Origin of the sequence: Tenacibaculum jejuense, from assembly GCF_900198195.1 — a bacterium.
In the GTDB taxonomy this organism is placed as follows: domain Bacteria; phylum Bacteroidota; class Bacteroidia; order Flavobacteriales; family Flavobacteriaceae; genus Polaribacter; species Polaribacter jejuensis.
In genome coordinates, this window is record NZ_LT899436.1 from 4190601 (window position 1) to 4216265 (window position 25665).

At 30.6% G+C, this 25665-nt stretch carries 21 protein-coding genes; 10 read left to right on the forward strand and 11 right to left on the reverse strand.

Annotated features, from left to right (window positions below):
* The first annotated feature begins 9 nt into the window (after positions 1-9).
* From AQ1685_RS18380 to AQ1685_RS18390, 3 genes are all read left to right on the forward strand, one after another.
* Positions 10-639, forward strand: a complete 630-nt coding sequence (locus AQ1685_RS18380; protein WP_095074541.1) for a carbonic anhydrase family protein — start codon at positions 10-12, stop codon at positions 637-639.
* A gap of 221 nt (positions 640-860) precedes the next feature.
* Positions 861-4520: a T9SS type A sorting domain-containing protein gene (locus tag AQ1685_RS18385; RefSeq protein WP_095074544.1), complete on the forward strand. Its 3660-nt coding sequence runs from the start codon at positions 861-863 to the stop codon at positions 4518-4520.
* A gap of 57 nt (positions 4521-4577) precedes the next feature.
* A complete protein-coding gene (locus tag AQ1685_RS18390; protein WP_095074546.1) occupies positions 4578-5018 on the forward strand; it encodes a hypothetical protein in 441 nt (146 codons plus the stop codon).
* Here AQ1685_RS18390 and AQ1685_RS18395 read toward each other — a convergent pair.
* Complete coding sequence (locus tag AQ1685_RS18395; RefSeq protein WP_095074547.1) at positions 5008-5529, reverse strand: CvpA family protein; 522 nt, start codon at positions 5527-5529, stop codon at positions 5008-5010. The two genes, AQ1685_RS18390 and AQ1685_RS18395, sit on opposite strands and share 11 nt — an antisense overlap.
* 66 nt (positions 5530-5595) lie before the next feature.
* Between AQ1685_RS18395 and AQ1685_RS18400 the strand changes: the two genes are divergently transcribed.
* Together AQ1685_RS18400 and AQ1685_RS18405 are read left to right on the forward strand one after the other, a co-directional pair.
* Positions 5596-5952: a hypothetical protein gene (locus AQ1685_RS18400; RefSeq protein WP_095074548.1), complete on the forward strand. Its 357-nt coding sequence runs from the start codon at positions 5596-5598 to the stop codon at positions 5950-5952.
* Positions 5953-5961: 9 nt separating this feature from the next.
* Positions 5962-7170: an NADase-type glycan-binding domain-containing protein gene (locus AQ1685_RS18405; RefSeq protein WP_095074549.1), complete on the forward strand. Its 1209-nt coding sequence runs from the start codon at positions 5962-5964 to the stop codon at positions 7168-7170.
* Here the strand turns inward: AQ1685_RS18405 and AQ1685_RS18410 are convergent, their stop codons facing one another.
* Positions 7171-7965: an SDR family oxidoreductase gene (locus AQ1685_RS18410; RefSeq protein ID WP_095074551.1), complete on the reverse strand. Its 795-nt coding sequence runs from the start codon at positions 7963-7965 to the stop codon at positions 7171-7173.
* Between the two features lie 119 nt (positions 7966-8084).
* Between AQ1685_RS18410 and AQ1685_RS18415 the strand changes: the two genes are divergently transcribed.
* Positions 8085-9479, forward strand: coding sequence for a TlpA family protein disulfide reductase (locus AQ1685_RS18415; protein WP_095074552.1), 1395 nt, complete (start codon positions 8085-8087; stop codon positions 9477-9479).
* Positions 9480-9556: 77 nt separating this feature from the next.
* Here AQ1685_RS18415 and AQ1685_RS18420 read toward each other — a convergent pair whose 3' ends face one another.
* The 6 genes from AQ1685_RS18420 to AQ1685_RS18445 all read right to left on the reverse strand — a co-directional run bounded on the left by AQ1685_RS18420 (position 9557) and on the right by AQ1685_RS18445 (position 16418).
* Entirely contained in the window at positions 9557-10717 is a 1161-nt protein-coding gene (locus tag AQ1685_RS18420) for an iron-containing alcohol dehydrogenase (RefSeq protein WP_095074553.1), read from the reverse strand.
* Between the two features lie 149 nt (positions 10718-10866).
* Positions 10867-11226 carry a YraN family protein gene (locus AQ1685_RS18425; protein ID WP_095074555.1) on the reverse strand — a complete coding sequence of 120 codons (360 nt, stop codon included), beginning with the start codon at positions 11224-11226 and terminating at the stop codon, positions 10867-10869.
* A 38-nt stretch (positions 11227-11264) separates the two neighbouring features.
* The gene (locus AQ1685_RS18430) at positions 11265-12188 is read right to left on the reverse strand and encodes a S66 peptidase family protein (protein WP_095074557.1); all 924 of its coding nucleotides are present in this window, start codon (positions 12186-12188) and stop codon (positions 11265-11267) included.
* An 18-nt stretch (positions 12189-12206) separates the two neighbouring features.
* Complete coding sequence (locus tag AQ1685_RS18435) at positions 12207-14381, reverse strand: PepSY domain-containing protein (RefSeq protein WP_095074558.1); 2175 nt, start codon at positions 14379-14381, stop codon at positions 12207-12209.
* Between the two features lie 50 nt (positions 14382-14431).
* Positions 14432-14917, reverse strand: a complete 486-nt coding sequence (locus AQ1685_RS18440; protein ID WP_095074560.1) for a DUF2271 domain-containing protein — start codon at positions 14915-14917, stop codon at positions 14432-14434.
* A 7-nt stretch (positions 14918-14924) separates the two neighbouring features.
* Positions 14925-16418: an ankyrin repeat domain-containing protein gene (locus AQ1685_RS18445; protein WP_095074561.1), complete on the reverse strand. Its 1494-nt coding sequence runs from the start codon at positions 16416-16418 to the stop codon at positions 14925-14927.
* A gap of 158 nt (positions 16419-16576) precedes the next feature.
* On the opposite strand from AQ1685_RS18445, the gene metG reads away from it, so the two are divergent.
* Complete coding sequence (gene metG, locus AQ1685_RS18450) at positions 16577-18637, forward strand: methionine--tRNA ligase (protein WP_095074562.1); 2061 nt, start codon at positions 16577-16579, stop codon at positions 18635-18637.
* Between the two features lie 106 nt (positions 18638-18743).
* Here metG and AQ1685_RS18455 read toward each other — a convergent pair whose 3' ends face one another.
* From AQ1685_RS18455 to AQ1685_RS18465, 3 genes are all read right to left on the reverse strand, one after another.
* Complete coding sequence (locus AQ1685_RS18455; protein WP_095074563.1) at positions 18744-19121, reverse strand: hypothetical protein; 378 nt, start codon at positions 19119-19121, stop codon at positions 18744-18746.
* A complete protein-coding gene (locus AQ1685_RS18460) occupies positions 19121-19606 on the reverse strand; it encodes a DoxX family protein (RefSeq protein ID WP_095074564.1) in 486 nt (161 codons plus the stop codon). Before AQ1685_RS18460 ends, AQ1685_RS18455 begins: the two co-directional genes overlap by 1 nt.
* Before the next feature lie 227 nt (positions 19607-19833).
* The gene (locus AQ1685_RS18465) at positions 19834-21021 is read right to left on the reverse strand and encodes a helix-turn-helix domain-containing protein (RefSeq protein ID WP_095074565.1); all 1188 of its coding nucleotides are present in this window, start codon (positions 21019-21021) and stop codon (positions 19834-19836) included.
* Between the two features lie 106 nt (positions 21022-21127).
* Here AQ1685_RS18465 and AQ1685_RS18470 point away from each other — a divergent pair, with 106 nt between their 5' ends.
* From AQ1685_RS18470 to AQ1685_RS18480, 3 genes are read left to right on the forward strand one after another with little or no spacing between them, the layout of a single operon-like run.
* Positions 21128-22594 carry a hypothetical protein gene (locus tag AQ1685_RS18470; protein ID WP_095074566.1) on the forward strand — a complete coding sequence of 489 codons (1467 nt, stop codon included), beginning with the start codon at positions 21128-21130 and terminating at the stop codon, positions 22592-22594.
* Entirely contained in the window at positions 22595-23497 is a 903-nt protein-coding gene (locus tag AQ1685_RS18475; RefSeq protein ID WP_095074567.1) for a histone deacetylase family protein, read from the forward strand. It begins immediately after the preceding gene.
* Positions 23498-23540: 43 nt separating this feature from the next.
* Positions 23541-25664 (forward strand): Tex family protein, encoded by a 2124-nt coding sequence (locus AQ1685_RS18480; RefSeq protein ID WP_095074568.1) that lies wholly within the window; start codon positions 23541-23543, stop codon positions 25662-25664.
* Position 25665: the final 1 nt, after the last annotated feature.

Genomic DNA, 25665 nt, shown 5'->3' on the forward strand with positions numbered 1-25665 from the left:
AAATTAAAAATGAGAAACACAGCCTTAACAAAAGAATTACAAGGTCATTTAACTCCCAAATCTGTGTTGGAAGATTTATTAGAAGGTAACAAACGTTACATTGCAAACAACTTAACCACATCAGATGTTAGTTCATTAGTAGAACAAACAACTAATGGACAATTTCCAAAAGCAGTAATTTTATCTTGCATAGATTCTCGTGTGCCTGTAGAATTAGTTTTCGATCAAACTATTGGAGATGTTTTTGTTGCTCGTGTCGCTGGAAACTTTGAAAATGTAGATATTTTAGGAAGTATGGAATACTCATGCGCTGTAGCCGGTAGTAAACTGGTATTTGTTTTAGGACATGAAAGTTGTGGTGCTGTAAAAGCCGCTTGTGATGGTGTTGAACTTGGAAATATTACTGAAATGTTAGCAAACATTACTCCCGCTGCTAAAATGGCTTCAGAACAAGTAGATGGTGTAGCAGACTCTTCAAATCCAGAGTTCGTAGCTAAAACAGTAGAGAATAACGTAAAGTTAACAATTGAGAGAATTAGAGAAAAAAGTAAAATTTTACAAGAAATGGAAGACAATGGTGAAATTTCTATAGTAGGTGGAGTTTACTCTTTACATACAGGAAAAGTAACGATGTTATAGTAAATCAACATTCTTTTCAAAAAAAATAACAAAAAACACTTAGACTTATCTAAGTGTTTTTTTGATAGATTAAAAACAACCTGCTATTTACCAGACCTCTAAAGGTTAAAACTTCTTTGTTAAAAAAAAATTAACATTTCAATCAACTTTTTTAAGATTTCTTTCACAAAAAAGTGTCAAGAATTACAAGTAACTTTAGCTTTTTTAAAAGTTAACCTCACATGAATCTAAAACTACTCAAGGGCAGTGCACTAGCATTGCTCGTGCTTGGTGCTAGCACAACTTTAAATGCACAAAAACTTCAAACGACATTTAATCCAAAAAAGATTAAGAAAGATCAGGTTTACAAAAACCAGAAAATGTTTGATAGTAAAACAGGAGCTACAAATGCGAAAACTCCACCACAACGTCAAGCAGATAATGCAATCGAAAGAGCAAAATTCGAATTTGAACGTTTAAAAAATCCTTTAACAGGCGATATTCCTAGAGATATTCGTAAAGCAGAACTTCAATTTTCTCAAAAAATAAGTCCAAGTAGCGACTTAAGAAGATTATATGGTAGAAGCGCAAATAATGGAAATTTTTCTAACTGGGTAAACAGAGGTCCTTTCAATGTTGGTGGAAGAACTAGAGCTTTAGCTATAGATAGAAACAATGAAAATGTAATTCTTGCTGGTGGTGTTTCTGGTGGTTTATGGCGTTCTGAAAATAATGGAGAAACTTGGAGAAAAGTAACTCGCTCGTTCCAAAGCCCAAGTATAACTACTATTGTTCAAGATCCAAGACCAAATAGAGGATACATTTGGTATTTTGCTTCAGGAGAAAGACAAGGTAACTCTGCCCGTGGTGGTAATGCTTTTTACCAAGGAAGCGGAGTTTACAAATCTCAAGATCAAGGAAGAACTTGGGAATTATTAAGAGCTACAAGAAATCAAAATGTAGGTTCTTTTGAATCTGGATTCGATTTAATTAACTCTATTGCAGTGAATCCTACAAATGGTGATTTATATGTTGCAACTTTCGATGGGCTTTTTAGATCACAAGACGGTGGTAATTCTTTTTCTGAAGTTTTAGCTGGAGGATTTGATAATACTGTAGAAGTGAGCATTACTCCTTCTGGAAGAATTTATGCAACTATTGACTCAGGTGGAAATCCTAATGCTGGTTTCTTCACCTCTACAGATGGTGATAACTGGACAAACATTACTCCTGAAGGTTTCTTAACATCTTATGGAAGAACTGTAATGGGAATAGATCCTTCGAATGAAGACAGTGTTTACTTTTTTACACAAGATCCAGCAAATACTGCAGCCTTATACAGATATAATAGAACTGAAAATGCTTGGGAAAATTTATCTGCTAATTTACCTTCAAGTTCTATCGGAGGACCTATTGGAGATTTAAATTTACAAGGTGGTTATAACATGGTAGTTCAAGTACATCCTGCAGATAGTAATATTGTTTTTGTTGGTGGTACAAACCTTTACAGATCTACAACTGCTTTTAATACTTTAGCTGCACAAGAAAGTTGGGTTGCTGGTTATTCTCCATTAAACAATATTAGTTTATATACAAATCAACATCCTGACCAACATGCATTAGTATTTTATCCTTCTAATCCAAACAGAGCTTTATCTGGAAATGATGGAGGAGTTTTCATTACAGAAGATATTACAAGTGCAAATGCAGGAATCGAGCCTGTAGCTTGGGAATCTTTAAACAATGGTTATATCACAACACAACCTTATCACGTAGCTTTTGATCCAGAAGCAAATTCTGATGATTTAGTTGCTGGTTTCCAAGATAATGGTACTTGGTATACAAACTCTACAGCTTCTAACGCTATTTGGGAAGAAGATTTCGGTGGAGATGGTACTTACAGTGCTATTGCTGACGGAGGTAGAACTCGTTATGTATCATCACAAAACGGAAACTTATTCCGATTCAATTTTGACGATAATGGAGAGTTTTTATCATTTACAAAGGTTAGACCAGCAGGTGCTTCAGGATTTTCATTTATTAATCCTTATATCTTAGATCCAAATAATGATAATGTTATGTACATGCCTATTGGAACTTCTATCTGGAGAAATAAAGACTTAGACGAAATTCCTTTATTTTCTAATAGTGATGCTACAGTGAACTGGTCTAATATTTCAGCTACACAAACAGACGACAACTCAAATGTTACTGCTTTAGACCTTTCTAAATTCCCAGTAGCAAACACTTTATACTATGGAACAAATAGCGGTCGTATTTATCGTTTAGATAATGCTAATATCGATAATCAACAACCTGTAGATATTGCATCAGGAAAAGGCTTACCAGCTGGTTATGTAAACGATATCAATGTAGATCCTTCAAATTCAGACAGAGTAATAGTTACATTTTCTAACTACGGTATTCTTAGTTTATTTATTACAGAGAATGCAGGAGAAACTTGGACAAATATTAGTGGTAATTTAGAAGAAAGACCTGATGGTTCTGGAAACGGGCCTTCTGTGAGAAGTACTGCTTTTTTAGGTAGTCAAGGAAATCCTAATTCAAGAAATCAGAAAATATTTGCTGCTACAAGTACAGGATTATATTATACAGATTATTTAAACGGACAAAATACTGTTTGGAGAAAAGAAAACAATGCTATTGGTAATGCAGTTACTGATGAAGTAGTAACTAGAAAAGATGGTTTTATTGCAGTTGCTGCTCATGGTAACGGTTTATTTAGTGCACGTTTCCCTATAACTGCAAATCCTTTACCTGAATCTACATTATCTAATGCATTTTTATTAGATGATTTAAGTTTACCTCAAAATAGTCCTGATACTCAAATTGATATCACTGGGTTATTTGTACAATCTCAAGGATTACCAATAAGTATTGAAATTACAAATACGAATCCTGGTTTAGTTAGCGCTTCTATTTCTGGAGATACATTAACATTATCTTACACTCCAGATGCTATTGGAGTAGCAACTATCGGATTAATAGCTAAAGCTGGCGAAGAACAAGTTTCTACTGGATTCAATGTATCTATTTCTGAAACTCCAATTTATGCTCAAACTAATCCTTTTGTTACATCTATTCCATCTCAAAACTTTACAGATTTTAACGGAATCGCTCAAGCAGCAGATGACTTTGTTGTACCAGCTGGAAATACTTGGGTAATTAATAGAATACTTGCTTTTGGTGGAAATAATGGAGTACCTAATTTCTCTAGTGTAGATGTTGTTATTTACGATGACAATAACGGAACTCCTGGAGAAGAAGTTTACAACAGCTCTAACTTAACACCAATTTCTGAACTTAATGATCCTAATTTAAACTTATTACTCCCTGAACCTTTAACATTAGAAAGTGGTAACTACTGGATCTCTATTTATGTAAACTTAGCTTTCTTACCAACAGGAAATCAATGGTTCTGGTCTTCTGAAGATAATTCAGTAGGACAAGTTACTCAATTTAGAGATGTTGCTGATTTATTTGGAACTGGAGCTACAGATTGGACTCCAACTTCTGTTGCTTTAGGTAGAACTCCAATAGATCAAACTTTCCAGATTTTTGGAGATATCATTAGTTTAGGTGAAGAAAATGAAGAGCCAATACAAGAAGCTTCTTTAACTTCAATAAATGGACAATTAAAAACGTTGGCTTGGCCAAATCCATCTGAAGGAATCTTTAACTTTAACTTACAAACAATTACTACAGACAGTAAAGTTTCGTTGAGTGTTTTTGATATTTCGGGTAAAATGGTTCATAAAGAACAAAATGTTTCTCCTAAATCTAATTATGTTTGGGATGCATCAAACGTTTCTTCAGGAATCTATCTTATCAATATAGAAGGAGAAAAAACTGCTAAACGTTTTAAAATTATTAAAAAATAATTTTTCATCATATTAAAATAGAGGCTTAAATGCCTCTATTTTTTTTAACTTATAACTATGAAATTCAAATCTTTTTCTTTTACAATTACTTTTTTAGCTCTTTTGTTTTCAAGCCAAATTTTAACCAGTCAAAAGAAAAAAATAGCCAAACCAAAGTTTGGAGATGTTGCTCAACAAGAAGTTACAACCTCTCCTAACAACCTCTACATAGATGCTAAAATCTTAGGAAAAAATAAACAAGTATTAGATTGTAATGATGAAAATGCTAATGTATTATTATGTAAAATATTAAAAGTATCAAATCAAGGTAGTAGTATAATTAACCTTCCTCGTGTTAATACATCAATATATTTTAAAACAGAAACTCCAGAAACATTTGATGCTTTGCATATTATGAAAGGAACTACACTTCAACTACACATAAAAGAAGATATTTGTAAAAAAGGAAAGCAGAGTACTTTTACCATTTTAGGATTTATACCTAAAACTAAATTGTAGTATCTTCCTCTATTTCATTAATTTCATCATCTCCCTTAATAATCGATGGGAAGATCATTGGAGCGATTTTTTTTACAGGATGAAATAAAATAGATTCATCTAAACTTTCTTTTTTAACAAAAGGAATTGTGTCATTCATTCTTCCAAAGAAAATAAAAATTACACTTAGTATTAATCCTATTTTCAATGCTCCAAAGGCACCTCCTAATATTTTATTTAAAATACCCAGAGAAGCAAAATCTGCAATTTTAGTTAAAATCTTACCTAATAGAGCAATGACTAAAATGATAATAACGAAAGTTCCTGCAAAAGCAACTAAAGTAATATACTTTTCACTCCAATCTAGACTATCTTTTAACCAATCTCCTAAAAAGTAAGAAAAATGAATAGCTCCATAAACTCCAGCAACTAATGCAACCAAAGAAGCTATTTCTACAAATAAGCCCTTCATTAGGCCTCTAACAAAACCAAAAAGAAGTAGTGATGCAATAATAATATCTAAGGTATTCATCGTACTAAGAATTTTAACAAATATAAGTATCTCGTTCGTATCTTTGCTTTGTTATATACGATACAAATGGAGAAGGTTATAAATTTAAAAGAAAAATGGGATTTTATAGTAGATAAACTTACGCATCAATTTGCTGAAGGAGATGAACTAACTATAGATGCTATAATATATCTCATTGGTGTTCAAGAATTAGGTCAGGGACAACGAAAATTTAAGAAGGATGAAAAAATTAACCTGATGCACATTGCTATTTGTAAACTTTTAGAACCATATGGCTATTATGAATTTGACTACTTTGACAATGAAGGCTGGCCACATTATAAAACACTTACTGAACTACCAAATTTAAAACCCGGTGAACAAACCGTATTAATGAAAGAGGCTATTATTTCTTATTTCGAAAGCCTAGATTTTTTTCATTAATTTAGGGTAATGAAATATATCTTTTTATTACTGATTTTATTCATAACACTTCAAACTTCTTGTCAACAAAGAGACACAGTCACTGTTACCACAACCAAAGAATTTATTCATGCTATAAAATCTAATAGGGTAATTAAAGTAAATTCAAAAAGACTAAATTTTAAACAAACCTTACAATTTAATCACATTACCAATTTATCTGTAATATCTAAAAAAGAAGCTTCTACTTTATTCTTTGATGGTAATTTCAATGCAGTTTCTATACGCAATTCTAAAAACATTTTATTATCTCAGATAAATTTAGAAATGAAAATCAACACAGCTTACTGTCGGGCACATACAATACAACTATTAGAAAGTAAAAACATAACATTTAATAATTGTAGTATTTCAGGTAGTGGGAAAGATTGTAGTCATTTAGATGCTGATGATCTCATCAAATCAGAAAGATCAGATATTTCATTTGAAAATGTAATTTTTAAAGATATTCCATCTAAAATCAATGATGATTGTAAGACAAACATAGCTTTTAAAACATGTACTTTTTATGTAAGTGAAAAAGAAAAAGTAGTGTATCCTCATCTAGATTTTCAAAATTGTACTTTTTTCAGGAGTAATCAAGTTCCTTTTTTAAAAAAATATAATGGGTTTTATCCTAAAAAACCGGTACTTGTTAACGCGGAAATTATTGCTAAAAATCCTCCTTGGCTTTATCCTTACGATGAAGGAGAATTGGGGGGTTTGTGTAACAATACTTGCAAAGTATCGGCTTCTAGTACACTTTCTGCCAAAACAAAAAATAGCTACACTACAAAGAATTTAATTGATTTTGATACAAATACTGCTTGGGTTGAAGGTAAAAATGATTCAGGAATAAAAGAGCGTATTACTTATAAAGTAACTGATATACTTGGGGATGCAGAGTCTTGGCGTATGTCTTTAGATGCAACAATTGTTAATGGTTATACCAAAAACTTAAATACTTGGAAAAACAATAATAGAGTAAAAAGTTTTAATATGTATCGTAATGGAATATTAATTGCTCAAATAAACCTTAACGACACCCCGAAAGCTCAAAAAATTAATTTTGGAGAAATTGGATACCAAAACTTTCCAAATATCGGTGAAACCTTTGAATTTGAAATTACAGGTATATATCCTGGAAACAAGTTTGATGATACCGCTGTGAGCCTATTCATTTTTAGCTGTCATCCTTAGTTAAGTAACGCTTAACTTTCGTATCATTTTAGATAACAACTTAGGAAAAAAACGTTTTGCATATACTCCAGATTTTTCTTTAAAACCTGCAATGTAAACTTCTTCTTTCTCTGCTTTTATTGCTTTCAACATTAATTTTGCGAAACGATCTGGATCAATTCCATTAGCGGTGGCTTTATCCATAATCTCTTGTGGAGATCCATCACCAGTTAGTGCATTTTTAGAAACATTCGTAGTCACAAAACCAGGGCAAACTAAAGTAACTTTTATATTGTCATTGAATACTTCTGCGCGCAAACTATCGAAAAAACCATGTAAAGCATGTTTAGTTGCTGCATATGTAGATCGCAATGGAGTACCTATTTTTCCTACAATACTTGTTGTTACCACAAAATGTCCAGAGTTTTTATTGAGAAAATGTGGTAAGATAGCTTTGGTGAGTGCAACAGTTCCTAAATAATTAATATTCATTAACCTTTTATCCACAGAAATATTAGTGTCTTTTGCTAAGGATCGTTGACTAATCCCACCATTGTTTACCAAAATATCAACGCCTCCAAAAAATGCAATAGCTTTGTCAACTTTCTCAGAAAAACATTCATAATCCTCTAGATCTAAAGGTAGTATTTTTATATTTTCAGGAAAAGCACATAAATTTTTCACTTCATTTAAAGCAGATTCATTTCTTGAAGATAAGATTAATTTTGTATTTTGGCTGGAAAGTAGGATAGCTAGAGATTTTCCTATACCAGAAGAAGCTCCAGTTAACCATATTATTTTGTTTTCTACAGTCATTTAGGTTAATAAATTTAAACCTAAAGTACTTAAATTAAATAAGAAATAGTAATTTTGGTACGCTTATTGGAATACAAGAAGTAGAATTTTAAATATATTTTAATATAAATCCCTTACTAATGATGAAAAGATTTTTTGTTTTACTAATTTTTGTAGCTGCTGTTGCTAATGCACAATTTTCAGTAAAAGGGACGATGACTCCCCCAGAAAAAAGTGATTGGGTTGTGTTATATAGAATCGACGGAGCTAAGCAAAAATTTATTAGCAATTCAACAATAAAATTTGAGGATGTTGATTTAGGAGGAAGCACACAAAAGGTTGGTCGTTTTGAATTAACACTTCCTGCAGATGCAAAAGCTGGAGCTTATAGAGTTAGCTATAGAAATACTGGTGCAGGATTTGTAGATTTCTTTTTTAACAAAGAAAATGTAGAATTTGTATTTAATCCTCAGTTTCCTGAAGAATCAGTTTTATTTACAAAATCAAGAGAGAATAAAGTATATAGAGAATATACAGAAGCATTGTCGTTAACACAACGTGCTATAGACTCTCTTCAAGTTGAATACTTGAAATCTGATAAAAAGAAAACTAAAAAAGCTTATAAGAAAGCTTACAAAGAGCAAGAAGAAGTTCAGGAAATTTATGAAGGTAAATCTGAAGGAATGTTAGTAAATACATTCATTAAGGCTTCTGAAGCTACGAATTCTGATGACATTTTTGACGATACTCAAGAATATTTAGATCATGTCTTAAATAGTTTCTTTGATAACATTGATTTTTCTGACAAAACATTATACAACTCTCCTTTTATTATAGATAGAGTTACTAATTATGTGTTTTATTTAAACATTGCTGAAAGTCAATCGTTACAACAAAAACTATATAAAGAGTCTATAGAAAAAATTATGGGTATCATTAAAAAAGATGCCACTAAGAAAGAAATTTTAGAATATTTAATTACTCGTTTTACAATACAGAGAAATTCTGAAATTGTTGATGAAGTATTTGAAAAATACTATGATAAATTACCGGCTAACTTACAAGATGCTAAATTTAAAGAAGGAAAATTAGCTGAATTAAGTGTATCTGTAGGACGTACTGCTCCTGATTTTTCTTGGAAAGAAGACGGTAAAGATTATTCTTTATCTACTTTAGATGACGGAGAGTATTACTTAATGATTTTCTGGAGTACTCAATGTGGACACTGTGTTAAAGAAGTTCCTGAAGTTCATGAATTCATGAAAGAATACGATAATACTTCTGTAATTGCTTTTGCTATAGAAGAAAATGATCTTGATTTCAACTCTTGGGCTAAGAATAAATTATACAACTGGCACAATGTTTTAGGTACTCATCCTACGTACAAGTTCGATAATGAAGTGGTTCAAAAATATAGAATTGATGCTACACCAACGTACTTCATTTTAGATAAGGACAAAAAAATCATTGCTGTTCCTAATGCTGTAGAAGACATTAAAGAGTTCTTAAATAAAGAAAAAACAGCTTCTGAATAATATCAGAAACTCAATATAAAAAAACGACAATCAACTATGATTGTCGTTTTTCTTTTTATAAATAAGTTCTAAGAAAACTAGTAAGCATTCTCTAAAATACGCTCAGTAACATCTAAAGTTAAATCTCCTGTTTCAGATAAAGCCACCATTCCATTAGATTCTAATTGAGAAACAATGTCTTTCAATTCTTCTTTTTGAATTTCATAATCGCTAATCTTAGTTGCTACACCTAAACGATTAAAGAATTTTTCTGTTTCTTGAATTGCAGCTTCAATTCTTTTATCTGAAGTCCCTTCAGTAATATTCCAAACTCTTTCTGCGTATTGTAATAACTTTGCTTCTTTTTTATCCTTTCTTTCTCTTAAAAGTGAAGGTAAAACCATAGCTAAAGTTCTTCCGTGATCAATATTAAACTTAGCTGTAAATTCATGACCGATCATGTGTGTACTCCAATCTTGTGGAACACCAGAACCGATTAATCCGTTTAACGCCATTGTAGCACACCACATAAAGTTTGCTCTCGTATCGTAATCTTCTGGATTGTTTAATGTTTGTTCTCCAATTTCAACTAAAGTCTGTAAAATACCTTCAGCAGTTCTGTCTTGAAATCTCGCATCTACAGGAAAAGTAATGTATTGTTCAACTACATGAATAAATGTATCTACAATTCCGTTGGCAACTTGTTTCTTTGGCAGCGTATATGTTAATGTTGGATCTAAAAATGAAAACTTCGGATAGAACAAAGGAGAATAAATACCATATTTTCCAGTTTCATGACTGATCACTGAAAAGGCATTCATTTCAGAACCTGTTGCTGGTAAAGTTAATACCGATCCAAAAGGAACAGCTTCTTCAACAGGAATAGGTGAAAACCCATGTTTAATTAAAGATGTATAGTCATCTCCTTCATATTTTGCCGCAATAGAAATATATTTGGTTGCATCTAACACAGAACCTCCACCTACAGCTAAAATAAAGTCAATATTATTTTCTTTAATAAGCTCTGCAGCTTTGATACATGTATTTAATTGTGGATTGGGCTCTATACCACCAAATTCAAATATTTCGAAACCTTGTAAAGCTTCGGTGATTTTATCGAAAGTTCCAAATTTCTTGATACTTCCACCTCCGTAAGTGATTAATACTTTAGCATTTTTTGGAACTAATGTAGCTAGTTCAGACAATCGATCTTTACCGAAAACGATGTGAGTCGGATTGTAAAAATTAAAATTAAGCATAGTGATTTATTTTATGTTTTTTAAGAAAATATGAGGTTAAGAATTAGAATAAATTATAGCTTCTAATACTAGTTTTCAAAATTACATTATGCTTATATCTTAAAAATTGATCTATGGTAATAAATGAAATTAGAAAACTTAAAGTCTTCTTAAAAGAATAAAAAAGCGTCTTCGATATGTTCTATTTTGAAATCGTTTTGTTGCTTTAAAACAGCGATGATATCGAATCTTACTTCAACATCTAAATCGTGCTCAATTACATAAGAATTCATAGCTTCAACTAACATTTTTTTCTTCTTTGCGTTAACAAATTCTTCAGGATTACCAAAATAGTTTGTTGATCGAGTTTTTACCTCTACAGCAATCAACCAATTTTCTTTTGTTATAATAAGATCTATTTCGGCTTTTCCTAATCTGTAGTTTTGTTCAAGAATTTCATAGCCTTTTTCTTTTAAGAATTCTAAAGCTAGTAACTCTCCTTCTTTTCCTAGTTCATTGTGTTTTGCCATTTTAATATTTCTCTAAATTAGAAATTTCGACTTCTACTTTATTCATTTATAAACTTGATGTTTGATTTTTGTTTGTTTTTTACTGATAACTCAATACTTCTTCCCATTACTAACGCACGATTGTCGGGTTCGTGTCCTGCAGGAAAATCAAAAAGCACAGGAATATTTTCAGGTAATACATTTAAAATTAAATTTTCAATAGGCATTCCCCATTTTGTTGAATTCTCTTTTACTTTCGAAATATCTCCAATAATTACACCTTTAACATTTTTGAAATAATTAGCTCGCTTTAAGCTAAACAACATGCGATCAATTGCATATTCATACTCACCGATTTCTTCAACAAATAGAATTTTATCTGTTGTATTCAGCTGACTCTTTGATCCTAATAGTGAAGCTAAAATCGCTAAGTTTCCACCGACTAATTGTCCTGTCACTACTCCTACCCTATTATTTTGATTTGATGGTAATTGATATTCTAAATCTTCACCAAAAATAGCTTTTCGTAAAGTTTCTACAGATTCGTTAATTATGGCTATATCATCTTGCATACTGGTTCCCATAATCGCATGTAAAGTTTCAACTCCTAAATTGTGAATGTGATTATGAAAAACGGTAACATCAGAATAACCAATGATCCATTTGGGTTGTTTCATAAATTGGTTAAAATCTAAGTGATCTATAATTCGTACAGAACCATAACCACCTCTTGCACACCAAATCGCTTTAATATTTGGGTTGTCTAATGCTTTTTGAAAATCTTCGATTCTTTGTTCATCTGAACCTGCAAAATGATTTGACTGCGTAAACACATGATCACCCAATACTACTTGTAAACCCCAACTTTCTAGTAAGTCTACTGCTTTTTTAATAACAGTTTCTCTATTTATTAAAATTCCTGCAGGAGCAATAATGGCAACTGTATCTCCTTTTTTAAGATACGATGGTGTAGTCAACTTCATACAACCAAATAACTAAAATTAGTAGCAATCAACCAAAATTTGGTTTCTGTTTTTATAATAACTTAAAGTTTTACCGTTTTTTTCAAGTGCTGTTTCCAAAACTAAAAATATGGCGTTTTGCATTGCTATGGCTCCACAAATCATAATTACTGTTCCGTTATGTAAGTCTGAAATAATTTGATCTATTTGCTCTGCAATTACATCTTGAACATATACTTTTTTATCACCTTCTCTTGAAAACACATAATTGATCTTCGATAATTTTTTTTCATTTAATACAGATTCATAAATCTGTAAACTTGCTTTGTTAGGTAATCCAAAATACAAATCTACTTTTGTTGATTTCGCTTCATTTATCATTCCTAAAAATGGTGCGATACCAGTTCCTGTAGCAATCATAATTACTTTCGGAGCTTTCTCCGGAAAATGAAATGTCGGATTCTTTTTCACAAACGCATTGATAGAATTTCCTGCTACCAAATTGTGTAAATAGTTAGAACAAATACCTAATTCATGTCGCTTAACACTCAGTAGTAATTTATCATTAATTTTTGCGATAGAATACAAACGTTCATGTTCTTGATCATTCGGATAAATACCTAATAAATCTCCAGAAGTAAACTTTACATTACAATCAAATTCTAACAAAAAAGTTTCTTTAGCGAAATCATTTGTTACTTTTCTAACTAATGGTAATAAAACTGTTTTTTTTCTTTTGGTTAGTATCGTTTTATCGAGTTTTAATTCAGTTTGATTTGTATTACTGAATTCTTGTTTCCATTGTGAAAATGCTTCAAATGATTTATTATTTATTGTATGAATTGGTAATAGCATTGTCGCATTTTCATTTGATGTTAAAGCAGCATCAACATCGAATCCGAACTGACAAAACTTAGGATAAGCCAACGAACCAAAAGCAACTACTGAAAAAGAAAACGGATGGTTATGAATTGTTTTATCTTGAAGTAATTTCAAGAATTTAGAAGCATTAGACGGAGCTTCACCTTCTCCGTAAGTTGCTGTTAATACAACTAAATGTTGCATATTTTCAAAAGTAGTGTACTTATTTAAATCGGTAATAAAAACCTTTTTACCAGCATTTATCATTGCTCTATAAAGCATTTTGGCAAACGTTTGTGTACTTCCATTTTCTGTACCAACCAAAATCACATATTCACATGTTTCCTTCTTGAATTTATTTCGAGTTTTTCCTTTTATGCGTTGAAATGTCATTGCAAATCCAGAATACACAAAAAACAAAGTGGCTATACTTGAGAATGCTAAAATAATCGCCCAAAATATACTTCCTTGTCCAGTATGTAAAAGTAAACTGTAGTAAGCTACTACTTTTGTAAACGGATAATGTACTTCACTTAATACTTCTCCTGTGATCTGATTTACTGTGAATTCTTTATCTGTAACTTGTACTAAAAAGTAATCTTCTACATCAGATGAAAATGGAAAATCTATTTTTCTGAGTTCCGATAATTTTGTTTGCTGAAAGATTTTAAAATTTGAAATCTTTTGTTGTGGTTCAGCTTTTAAATGATCAAAATCTATAGCATGACTGATTTTCTCTTTAGGTAAAAGATTAAACTTTTCTAGAGAAAGATATACTCCAGATATTGTTATAATGATTAAAGGAATTATAGAAAGCCTTCCTAAGACTACATGAAAGTACTGATAGAAATTTTCCCAAGTAACTTTATTAAAAAATTTCTTTAAACTTCCTTGTCTTTTCAGAATTAAAACGAGTCCAGAAACTGTAATTAAAAACAATAAAAATGAAACTAAGCCAACAAAAAATCGACCAATACTTTTCAAAAATAAAGAACGATGCAATGTGGTAGCAAACTTATAAATTGAGGCTTTCGGTTTAATATCTCCTAATTTTTTTCCTGTTTTTGGATCAATATAACACGTTTGACTTTCACCTTCTTTGGTAATTACATCCGCTACTACAAAACTATTATTATCGATTTCAACAGAAATAACTTCTTCGTATTCTTCTTGTAATACTGTTATCATTTCTGCAACTGAAACCTCAGAAAGATGAGATACCGAATAGGTTTCTAACTGATTAGAAACAGGTTCAAAAGCTAAAATAACTCCTGTAATTGCAGCTACTATTATAAATAAGAAAGAAGATATAGCCAGTGTTAAATGACTATATCTCCAAATTGAAAGTGTCATATTATATTAAACTTCAAAAATTTAAAAAGTTTTTATAATTATTTTCTCCTCTATTTTTGAGGCATCATTCTTACATATCTAATGAAGCCTTTACCTTCAAACTTACTTTTTACGTTTTCTGAAGTTAATTCAAATTGAACATCATCTGCATAATACTCTTGATCTTCAACAGCTGTTTCAAATCGAATTTTATAACCTGCATCAATTTTATCTGTTGGAATTTCTACCACTTTAATTGCACGTTGTCCTCCGCTAATTGTTGCTCCTGTAACTGCATCAATATCTGGTCTTCTTTTTCCATAAAAATCCCACCATTCAGATATTTCATGATACCATTCGTCATCATCTCCCAATACTTGAAGTGTTTCTAAATATTTTCCTTCTGTATCTAAAAGAGAAACTACAATATATGCTCCTTCTCCATCATAATTCTTTAACTGAATCATGCATTTGTATTTTGCTGTTTCCTTTATTGTGAAAGCAAAAACTGTGAATGATAATAGGAGAACTAAACTTATTCTTGTGATTAATTTCATGTATTACTTATTTTAAAAAACTTAAATCGAACTTTGATAATTGTTCATTTTCTTGTGCCAAATCGTATATCGTTTCATCAAAACTTGTCGTCACAGTTTTATCTGCTCCATTAGCTAATAAAAACTTTACTATTTCAGGTTTTTTAGCAACCATTACTGCTTTTTGTAAAGCCGTTTGTCCTTCTTTATTCTTAGCATTCACATCGATTTTAAACTTCTGTAAGAATTTTAATAATGGTAAATTCCCTTTATCAGCAGCTAAATGGAATAATGTATTTCCATCTTTCTGAGCTTTTGTAAAGTCAAAACCTTTTGCTTTTAACAAATTGATTTTCGATACAAATTCGTCTTCTTTTTTAGCATTATAAGACGCAGCTAAATAAAAAGCTAAATTGTTTCCTTTGGCATCTTCAACAAACACATTTGCGTTTTGCTCAAGCAAATAGTTAACTACAGCTGTTTTATTTCTTAATGAATTAGTTAATGCAGATTGTCCTTTCTTGTTTTGAACATTAATATTCTTTGTTTTTTCTACTAATAATTGAACTACTTCAAGAGAATTTCTATAACTAGCATTCATTAACGGTGTATTACCTTCTTCATTTTGTTGATCTAAACTCACACCTTTGTCTATGAAATACTGTAATGAAGCTACATCTTGATTTCTATACGCTAAGTTGTGAAGCGGAGTTAACCCTTTAGTTGTTGTTACATTTGGCGCAATTCCTTTACCTTCTAAATATTTGAAAAAAGCTAAAGAATTATAACCTCTTCTTCCACCTTGTGTGGCCATAATCATGGCATTTCCTCCAATCTTATTTTTATTCTTGTATGGTAATCCTTTTGCTATTAACTGATCAATAATTTTCTGATTTCCTTTTTTTGCAGCATAGTTTATAGCTCCGTTTCCATCGTTATCAGTATCGTTTAAACTCAAACCTTTAGACACGAAATAATCAATCAGTTCAAAATCTTTTTGAGTAGGAATCGCTAATAATAATGCATTAGCTCCATGTAAATCTTTATCTTTCTTTACATCTACTCCTTTAGAAACTAGATAATCAAATAATGCTATATTCTTTACTCCTGTAGACACAGCAAAATTTAACGCTGTATAACCATGACTATCAATTACATCTAATTTAGCTCCTTTAGCAACTAAATATTTTACCAAATCTAAACGATTTTTGTAGGCAGCCCAGAAAACATAAGTTCGTCCATCGTGAGTTAATTTGTTCACTCCATTTCCTTTAATCGTAAGTAAATACTTTATAATATCGTTGCTAACTACGTCGGACGTTTCCAATAAAGCATAAGAAATTGCATCAAAACTACTTCCGCTTAATGCTGTAGGATCATTTCCTTCGGAAATTTTAGTTTTTACAAGTTCTAATGTTGGTTTAGATTTCCAAAAAGCTCTATCTAAAAATATATTTTTACTCTTTTGCTCTTGCAGCATTCCAACTACAAAAACACATAGTATAAAACTCTTAAAATTCATTATTTAGTGATTTTTTCTTCGACAAAGATAATTTATTTATAATAAATCTAAATAAAAATATTGAAGTAGATTTTATAACGGTTATAGTTTATAAAAACAAGAAGTAAAAACGAATTATTAACTACATTTGTAACCCAAAATAAGATTATAATTTTAACATGAGTTCTTCTAAAAGATATACGATTACAGCTGCATTACCTTATACTAATGGACCAATTCATATTGGACATTTAGCTGGGGTTTATGTACCTGCTGATATTTATTCGCGTTTTTTACGTTTAAAAGGTAATGATGTTGCTTACATCTGTGGTTCAGATGAGCACGGTGTAGCTATACCAATGCGTGCTAAAAAAGAAGGCGTAACTCCAACGGAGATTATTGATAAGTATCATGCAATTATTAAACAATCTTTTGAAGACTTCGGAATTTCTTTTGATAACTACTCTAGAACTTCAAACAAAATTCATCATGAAACAGCTTCTGAATTTTTCAAAAAGATGTATGCTGATGGTGAATTTATCGAAGAAGTTTCTGAGCAATTATACGATGCCGAAGCTGATCAGTTTTTAGCCGATCGTTTCGTAATTGGTACTTGTCCGAAATGTGGGAATGAAGAAAGTTATGGTGATCAGTGTGAAAAATGTGGAACAAGTCATAATGCAACAGATTTAATTAATCCTAAATCTGCAATTACTGGAAATGTTCCTGTGTTAAAGCAAACAAAACATTGGTTTTTACCTTTAGATAAGCACGAGCCTTTTTTACGTGAGTGGATTTTAGAAGGTCATAAAAACGATTGGAAATCCAATGTGTTGGGACAAGTAAAATCTTGGATTGATGATGGATTACGTCCGCGTGCTGTAACTCGTGATTTAGATTGGGGAATTCCTGTTCCTGTTGAAGGCGCTGAAGGAAAAGTTTTATACGTTTGGTTTGATGCGCCTATCGGATACATTTCTTCTACAAAAGAATGGGCTGCAAGAGAAGGAAAAAACTGGGAAGATTATTGGAAGAACGAAGACACGAAATTAGTGCACTTTATTGGAAAAGATAATATTGTATTCCACTGTATTATTTTCCCATCGATGTTAAAAGCGCATGGAGATTATATTTTACCAGAAAACGTTCCTGCAAATGAGTTTTTAAACTTAGAAGGAAACAAATTATCCACTTCTAAAAATTGGGCGGTTTGGTTACATGAGTATTTAGAAGAATTTCCTGGACAGCAAGATGTATTACGTTATACATTAACTGCTAATGCACCTGAAAATAAAGATAATGACTTTACTTGGAAAGATTTTCAAGCAAAGAACAATAATGAATTAGTAGCTGTATTCGGAAACTTTATTAACCGTGTGGCTGTTCTTACCAATAAATATTATGATGGAGTTATTCCTGCACCTAATGAGTTCACAGAATTAGATGAAGAGGTTTTAGAACAATTACAACAATTTCCTGATATTATTGAAAAATCGATTCAACGTTATAGATTTAGAGAAGCTTCTCAAGAGTTTATGAATCTTGCTCGTTTAGGAAATAAATATTTGGCAGATGAAGAGCCATGGAAATTAGTTAAAACTGACGAAGAACGTGTAAAAACAATTATGTATGTTGCTTTACAAATTGCAACTGCATTATCTGTTTTATCTGAGCCATTTTTACCATTTACTTCTGGAAAACTAAAAGGCATTTTAAAAACCGATCCAAATTTAGGTTGGAACGATATCACTGAGAAAGATACTTTATTACCTGAAGGACATAAGATTCAAGAAGGGAAGCCTGAGTTATTATTCTCTAAAATTGAAGATAAAACTATTGAAGCTCAATTAGAAAAATTAGAAGCTACTAAAAAAGCAAATGAAGCTGCAAATAAAGCTGTAGAACCTCAAAAAGATACTATAGAGTTCGATGACTTTACTAAAATGGATATTCGTATTGGTACTATTTTAGAAGCTGAAAAAATTGCTAAAACTAAAAAGCTTTTAAAACTTAAAATAGATGTAGGTATTGATGTTCGTACGATCGTTTCTGGAATTGCAGAAAGTTTTTCACCAGAAGATGTTATTGGACAACAAGTAACTGTACTTTGTAATTTAGCTCCACGAAAAATTAGAGGTGTTGAAAGTCAAGGAATGATTTTAATGACAGATGCTGAAGATGGTTCTTTAGCTTTTATGGAACCTCAAAAAGATACTAAAAACGGAGAACAGGTTTCTTAAAATAAAATTTAAGTCAAACTGAACTTGTTTCAGTTTCTCATTATTAATCCTTTTTAAAAAGGTAGAGATTCTGAAACAAGTTTAGAAAGACGAGCTTTATAGGCCTTTAATTTCTTTTAATCGTAAATTCCGGATCATTATATTTCACTTTGTAAACTATAGTTTCTGGTTTATATTCAAACTTCAAAACTCTATTTGGTTTTCCTTTTAGCTCATAGATTGAATTGTTCTTTACCAATTTGAATTCAATAGAACTTACTGCTGTTTCTTGAGTTAACTTAGCTTCAAAAACACCATCATTATCATCATCAGTAAGCGGAATTTCTACTTTCCACCTTGGACTGGTAAAGTTTCCTTTTACACCTATTGTTTTAACATCTTGTATTCCTTTAGTATCTACTTTAATAGTTACTTCTTTAATGTGTTGTTTTTGTACACAGCTTGTTAATCCGAATAAAATTGATATTATAAATAACGTTCTCATTAGTTTAGTTTTTTAGAAATTAAATAATCGACTCCAAATCTTCCTGATCCTAAGTATAAATTATAGGTTGCTACCCATAGAAATCCCATGGCTGGCAACATTGCCCATGTTCCGCTATTCCATTTTTGCATAAATATGGCAATTAACATGGTACAAATAATTAAAAATGATGATAATCTAGTCTTAAAACCTAAAGCAAAAAACAATCCTCCAACTGCTTCACTAAAAGCACCCATCCAAGCAAAAAATACAGGAAACAAAGCGAATATTCCTCCGTAAGCTTCTACATCTTCTGGAAACCAAGCTATAACTTCAAAAAAAGCTAAATTTCGATCAGAAGGCGTCCATGGCATTCCAAACTTACTTGCTCCAAAATCTATAGTTAATAACATTCCGCATATAAAACGAATAATTGCAAAATGTAAATCAATTCCCCAATGTTTCTGTAAAACCGGTGTAATTAATGTTTTGAAAATTGTTTTCATATCTGTAAAATTTGTGTTATAATTTGATGACACAAAGATGAAAACACATTCATAAACTGACGACTTATCCTGTATTTATAGGACTCAAATACGATTTGAGACGTCTTAAACTATGGTAACAAGCTTTAGTTGAGAGTGAAAAATTCCTTATTTGAGTTTATTTCTCAGTTTCTAGAAAAGTTAAAAAACAAACCTCATAAATTCGTCAACAAATTATTGTTCACTCACTACTCTAATGATAATTGTTTGATAAACTCTGTTGGTGAAGTCTGTGTTAATTTTCTAAAAACACGATTAAAAGTAGCCTTACTATTAAAACCACAATCTAAGGCAATTCCTAGAAGAGAAAGTTCTTTATGTGATCCTTTTTTTAACTCTTCTTTAAAAGCGTTTACTCGAAATTCGTTGATAAAGTCATTAAAGTTTTTATCAAAACCTTGATTAATAATTTGTGATAATTGCGATCGATGCATGTGTAAATTTGATGCCAAATCTGATAAATTCAGCTCAGCATTTAAATATGGTTTTTCTACTTTCATGTACTCATCTATCAATTGAATTTCTTGTTCAGACACCTTCTTTTTTTCATTAGGTAGATTTACTTCTTTTTCCTCTACATTAAAATCAAACTTTACAGTATTCAGTTTTCCTGTATCTGTAAAAAAACCACGAACTCCAATATACAACATACTTACTGCCATCAATAAATTTAACCACCATTGCTGGGTATAACTTAACGATATAAAAGCAACATCAATTACAGTTTGAATACTTCCGTATAAAAACAAAATAGAAAATACGATTAAAAAACTCAATACCCAGTTTAACTCTAGCTTATAAGTATTAGAAAAAAATTGATTGATTTTTTTCCTGTAATTGTAAAATAATTGAAACGTAAAAGCCAAATACAACAGCATTACTGCAAAATCTAAAAAAACTAATATTGGCTGAATAATTTTTTCATCGATTGCTACTTTTAAAACTCCATTTTGAGTTTCGTGAAAACCTGGTTGAAAAGCATCATAAATGTAAATACAAACTCGAAATAAAATCAAAGACAACATCATTAGAAAATGTTTGATATCTGATTTTTTAAATTTAAAATTAGATTGTGTGATTGATCTCACATAAAAATAAATCATTGGAGCTACAACTAAACTAACAGGCATTAACCAGTAGTTGATTTTAGTGGTTCGGTAGGTATCATACCATCCCATAAAACCTACTGTATAACAGATCTGCTGGTAAGAAACTAATAGTAAAATGATTGATAAAATTAAATACGAAACATTTTTGTTTTTTGAGTATTTGACGATTAACAATACTGAGAATAACAATGCTTGTAAAACCAATACTAAAAGAGGTGTACTGTATAAATTAAAGTTAGGAAATGTAAACGCAGGTAATATTATCATACTCAAATATAGAAAATTACCAATAAGAAATCATTTTTGTTTTCGTTCACAGATACTTGAAACCTTCATAAAGATTACGTAATTTAGCTTTTTTAGAGACGTGTATATGAAGAATGCTTTTATTTTCCCCTTTTTCTTATTCCTTAATTTTATTGTAGTTGGGCAGAAAAGTATTGGTGAGTTTAGCCATTCTTTACAAACAGATAACAAAACTGTTAAAGGTTCTTTTTCTGTTGTAAATAAAATGACCAATGATATTGCCACTTTTATCAGTGATCGAAAACATATTTATGCATATTTAACTGATGATAAATTCGTAGTTAAAAAGAAACTCAAGTTCAAAAAAAACACGAAATACAGAGGAGTTGTTGGAAAAATTTACAGTCCAGATAATAAATTCTCTTTTGTAGTTTCTAATGTTAATGTTACTACTTTTGGTACTATAGAATTTGATTTTAAAAAAGATACAGTAGTCTTCACAAAAGATCCTTTTAAAACAAAAGGACTTACCCTGCTTCAGAATTTTAATGAACAAAATAAATCTCACTTAGTTTTTTTAAGAAAAAAAACATCAGAACTTGTTGTTAGAACTTATACAAATAATAAAAAAGCAACAAATACTACATTCAACTTAAAGGGAGATACTTTTTTAATTGGTAAAAACAAAAAAACTTCTTTAACTAAACTTTTATACAACACCCTGTATAACGATTATACCATAACTAAAATTCAATCTTTTGAATATGGTGAAACAGGCAACAAAATTCAACCTGTTTCAATTGAAACTACAGCTGAATACACAAAACTTTATGCTGAAAATGATGTCATCAAAATTGTTTTCGATAAGAATAAATATTACACTCAAGTTTTAACTTTAAATTTAAAGAAGGGTACACACTCATTAATTAAAATAGAAAAACCGTTATCTGAAATTACGGGAAGAAATAAAGCTTCAAATTCTTACATTTTTAATAATTTCTTATTTATGACAGCTTGCTCAAGAAAAAATCTTGGGGTAGCTGTATATGATCTAGAAAATGGAAAAAAACTTAAAGAATTCACGCTAAATTATCAACAGAAATTACCTTTTAAAGATGTACCAATTGTAATTCAAGGCAAAGAGTACAAAAGTGTAAATAAAAAACAGACTAAAGTTTTTTTTCGAAAAATATACTACAGTGATATAGGAATTACTGTTGCGAAACAAAATAATAATTTTATAGTGACCATTGGCGGAAAAAAGCCAGCTACATTGCATAATCCTATGATGAGTTTAAAAATGGGAGATAATGTTTCTATTTATGCTGTAAATAATTACAGAGGTTTTTTAGATCCGCATTCTTATATTTTAAATACATTTAGGAATAAGAAATCTACATATTTTAAAGGAGTTTTAGATAATGAATTTAACTTTGTTTCCATTCCTATCAAAGAAAATGTATACGATACTATAAATTCTTATGTTACAAAAAATAGGCAACAAGAAAATAGCCATGTTTTTGAATTGAATGGAAAAATGATTTACAGTTATTATGATCAATCTGCTAACATGTATAAATTTCTAGCTTTTTAAATGTTAAAAATCGCACACCACGAAATTTATAATCATCCGTTACCTGATAAGCACCGTTTTCCGATGGAGAAATACGATCTAATTCCGCAACAACTTTTGTATGAAGGAACTTGTACAAAAGATAATTTCTTTGAACCTGAAATTCCGAACAACAAGCATTTTTTTTCAGTTCATACTCCTGAATATTTTTTTGATTTATTAAATATTACGTTGTCAAAAAAAGAAGAACGTAAAATCGGTTTTCCATTAAGCGAACAACTTATTGCACGAGAAATGATTATTGCCGATGGAACAATGAAAGCTTCAGAATATGCTCTAGAATATGGAGTTGCTATGAATATAGCAGGTGGAACACATCATGCATTTACTAATAGTGGTGAAGGTTTCTGCATGTTAAATGATCAAGCAATTGCTACACGTTATCTTCAAAAAAAAGGATTGGCAAAAAAGATTTTAATTGTAGATTTAGATGTACATCAAGGAAATGGAACAGCTGAAATATTTAAAGATGATACTTCTGTTTTTACTTTTTCTATGCATGGAAAGACAAATTATCCTTTTCACAAAGAACAATCTGATCTAGATATTCCCTTAGAAAATGATACTAAAGATGAAGAATATCTTTCCATTTTAAAAAGCACCTTACCCAAATTAATAAGTCAAGAACAACCCGATTTTATTTTCTACTTATGTGGTGTTGATATTTTAGAAAGTGATAAACTTGGTAAATTAAGTGTGAGTTTATTAGGTTGTAAAGAACGTGATCGTTTTGTATTGCAAACCTGTAGAAATTTAAAAATACCTGTTATGTGTAGTATGGGCGGTGGATATTCTCAAGATATTAAAATCATCGTAGACGCCCATGCCAATACATTTCGTTTAGCTCAAGAGATATTTTTCTAAATCAAATCACATTTTTGTTTCTTTGCAGCAAAAGAAATCAATCATGCAACTTTTATCCTATATATCCTCACAAACTTCATATTCAGAAAAAAGTATTCAAAATACAGTTGAGTTATTAAATGAAGATTGTACTATTCCGTTTATTGCTCGTTATCGTAAAGAAAAAACAGGAAATTTAGACGAAGTTGAAATTGGAGAAATTGTTGCTTTAAAGGAAGCTTTTGAAGCTCTTGAAAAAAGAAAAAATACTATTCTTAAAGCTCTAGAAGAACAAGAGGTATTAACTTCAGAATTAAAAAACAAAGTCTTACATGCAAAAGACTTAACTACACTAGAAGACATTTATTTACCTTATAAAAAGAAACGAAAAACTAAAGCTGAAACTGCTCGTAAAAATGGACTAGAGCCTTTAGCTAAAATTATAATGAGTCAACGTGCTGATAACTTAGATTATATTGCTTCAAAGTATATTAATGACAGTGTAGAAAATGAAGATAAGGCACTAGAAGGAGCTCGACATATTATCGCAGAATGGATTAATGAACGTAGTGATATCCGTAATTTAATCCGTAGAGAATTAGAACGTTTTTCTACTATTGAAACTAAAGTTGTAAAAACGAAAAAAGATGACGAAAATGCTCAAAAATTTAAAGATTATTTCGATTGGTCTGAAAATTTAAGTCGAATTCCATCTCACCGTTTACTGGCTATTTTACGTGCAGAAAAAGAAGGTTTTATTCGAGTTAAAATTACAATTGATGATGATAGAGTTCTTGAAAAAATAGATCGAAAATTAATTAAAAATAATAATGAATGTGGTGCTGAGATTCAATTAGCTATTGATGATTCTTATAAACGTTTATTGCTACCTTCTTTAACTACTGAAGCAATGAATATTGCTAAGGAAAAAGCAGATGAATCTGCGATTACAGTATTTAAGAAAAATCTTGAACAATTATTACTTGGAGCTCCATTAGGTGAAAAACGAATTTTAGCTTTAGACCCCGGTTTTAGAACAGGTTGTAAAGTAGTTTGTTTAAATGAACAAGGTGAATTATTACATAATACAGCTATTTACCCAAATGCACCTCAAAATAAAATTACAGAAGCTGCATATACAATTGAACATTTAATTAAGAAATATAATATCGAAGCAATTTCTATTGGTAATGGAACTGCATCGAGAGAAACTGAGCGTTTTATTAAAAATATTGGAGCAGCTAAAACTTTGGAAATATTTGTTGTAAATGAAGCTGGAGCTTCTATTTATTCTGCATCAAAAATTGCTAGGGATGAATTTCCTAAGGAAGATGTAACCGTTCGTGGAGCTGTTTCTATTGGACGTAGATTAGCTGATCCTTTAGCAGAATTAGTAAAAATTGATCCTAAATCAATTGGCGTTGGTCAATACCAACATGATGTTGATCAAAATCAATTGAAAAAATCATTAGATACTGTAGTACAACTTTGCGTAAATAAAGTTGGTGTAAATGTAAATACAGCTAGTGCTTCTTTATTAAGTTACGTTTCTGGAATTGGACCTAAACTTGCTGAAAACATAGTAAATCATAGAAATCAGCATGGCGTTTTTAAAACAAGAAATGATATTAAAAAAGTAGCTCGTTTGGGAGGAAAAGCTTTTGAACAATCAGCGGGTTTCTTACGTATTAAACAAGGAAGTAATCCATTAGATGATTCTAGTGTTCACCCAGAGAGTTATACTTTAGTTAAAAACATAGCTAAAGATTTAAAACTAAAAACTGAAGATCTTATTGGTAACTCAAAACAGTTGAAAGAAATTAAATTGAATAATTATGTTACTGCCGAATTCGGTTTACCTACTTTAAAAGACATTGTAAAAGAATTAGAAAAACCTGGTTTAGATCCCAGAGAAAAAGCAAAAGCATTTTCTTTTGATGATAATGTAAAAACTATAGACGATTTACGCACAGGAATGGTTTTACCAGGAATAGTAAATAACATTACTAATTTTGGTTGTTTTGTAGATGTAGGAATTAAAGAAAGCGGACTAATTCATATTTCTAATTTATCTGATACTTTCGTTGATGATATTAACAAAATAGTAAGCTTACAACAGCAAGTACAAGTTCAAGTCTTAGAAGTAGATATAAAAAGAAAACGTATTCAATTAAAGCTGGAAAAATAAC

What these genes read in the sequence shown, in the direction of transcription:
- AQ1685_RS18380 (WP_095074541.1), top strand. Translation starts at nt 10, where the DNA reads ATGAGAAACACAGCCTTAACAAAAGAATTACAAGGTCATTTAACTCCC.
- AQ1685_RS18385 (WP_095074544.1), top strand. Translation starts at nt 861, where the DNA reads ATGAATCTAAAACTACTCAAGGGCAGTGCACTAGCATTGCTCGTGCTT.
- AQ1685_RS18390 (WP_095074546.1), top strand. Translation starts at nt 4,578, where the DNA reads ATGAAATTCAAATCTTTTTCTTTTACAATTACTTTTTTAGCTCTTTTG.
- AQ1685_RS18395 (WP_095074547.1), bottom strand. Translation starts at nt 5,529, where the DNA reads ATGAATACCTTAGATATTATTATTGCATCACTACTTCTTTTTGGTTTT.
- AQ1685_RS18400 (WP_095074548.1), top strand. Translation starts at nt 5,596, where the DNA reads ATGGAGAAGGTTATAAATTTAAAAGAAAAATGGGATTTTATAGTAGAT.
- AQ1685_RS18405 (WP_095074549.1), top strand. Translation starts at nt 5,962, where the DNA reads ATGAAATATATCTTTTTATTACTGATTTTATTCATAACACTTCAAACT.
- AQ1685_RS18410 (WP_095074551.1), bottom strand. Translation starts at nt 7,965, where the DNA reads ATGACTGTAGAAAACAAAATAATATGGTTAACTGGAGCTTCTTCTGGT.
- AQ1685_RS18415 (WP_095074552.1), top strand. Translation starts at nt 8,085, where the DNA reads ATGATGAAAAGATTTTTTGTTTTACTAATTTTTGTAGCTGCTGTTGCT.
- AQ1685_RS18420 (WP_095074553.1), bottom strand. Translation starts at nt 10,717, where the DNA reads ATGCTTAATTTTAATTTTTACAATCCGACTCACATCGTTTTCGGTAAA.
- AQ1685_RS18425 (WP_095074555.1), bottom strand. Translation starts at nt 11,226, where the DNA reads ATGGCAAAACACAATGAACTAGGAAAAGAAGGAGAGTTACTAGCTTTA.
- AQ1685_RS18430 (WP_095074557.1), bottom strand. Translation starts at nt 12,188, where the DNA reads ATGAAGTTGACTACACCATCGTATCTTAAAAAAGGAGATACAGTTGCC.
- AQ1685_RS18435 (WP_095074558.1), bottom strand. Translation starts at nt 14,381, where the DNA reads ATGACACTTTCAATTTGGAGATATAGTCATTTAACACTGGCTATATCT.
- AQ1685_RS18440 (WP_095074560.1), bottom strand. Translation starts at nt 14,917, where the DNA reads ATGAAATTAATCACAAGAATAAGTTTAGTTCTCCTATTATCATTCACA.
- AQ1685_RS18445 (WP_095074561.1), bottom strand. Translation starts at nt 16,418, where the DNA reads ATGAATTTTAAGAGTTTTATACTATGTGTTTTTGTAGTTGGAATGCTG.
- metG (WP_095074562.1), top strand. Translation starts at nt 16,577, where the DNA reads ATGAGTTCTTCTAAAAGATATACGATTACAGCTGCATTACCTTATACT.
- AQ1685_RS18455 (WP_095074563.1), bottom strand. Translation starts at nt 19,121, where the DNA reads ATGAGAACGTTATTTATAATATCAATTTTATTCGGATTAACAAGCTGT.
- AQ1685_RS18460 (WP_095074564.1), bottom strand. Translation starts at nt 19,606, where the DNA reads ATGAAAACAATTTTCAAAACATTAATTACACCGGTTTTACAGAAACAT.
- AQ1685_RS18465 (WP_095074565.1), bottom strand. Translation starts at nt 21,021, where the DNA reads ATGATAATATTACCTGCGTTTACATTTCCTAACTTTAATTTATACAGT.
- AQ1685_RS18470 (WP_095074566.1), top strand. Translation starts at nt 21,128, where the DNA reads ATGAAGAATGCTTTTATTTTCCCCTTTTTCTTATTCCTTAATTTTATT.
- AQ1685_RS18475 (WP_095074567.1), top strand. Translation starts at nt 22,595, where the DNA reads ATGTTAAAAATCGCACACCACGAAATTTATAATCATCCGTTACCTGAT.
- AQ1685_RS18480 (WP_095074568.1), top strand. Translation starts at nt 23,541, where the DNA reads ATGCAACTTTTATCCTATATATCCTCACAAACTTCATATTCAGAAAAA.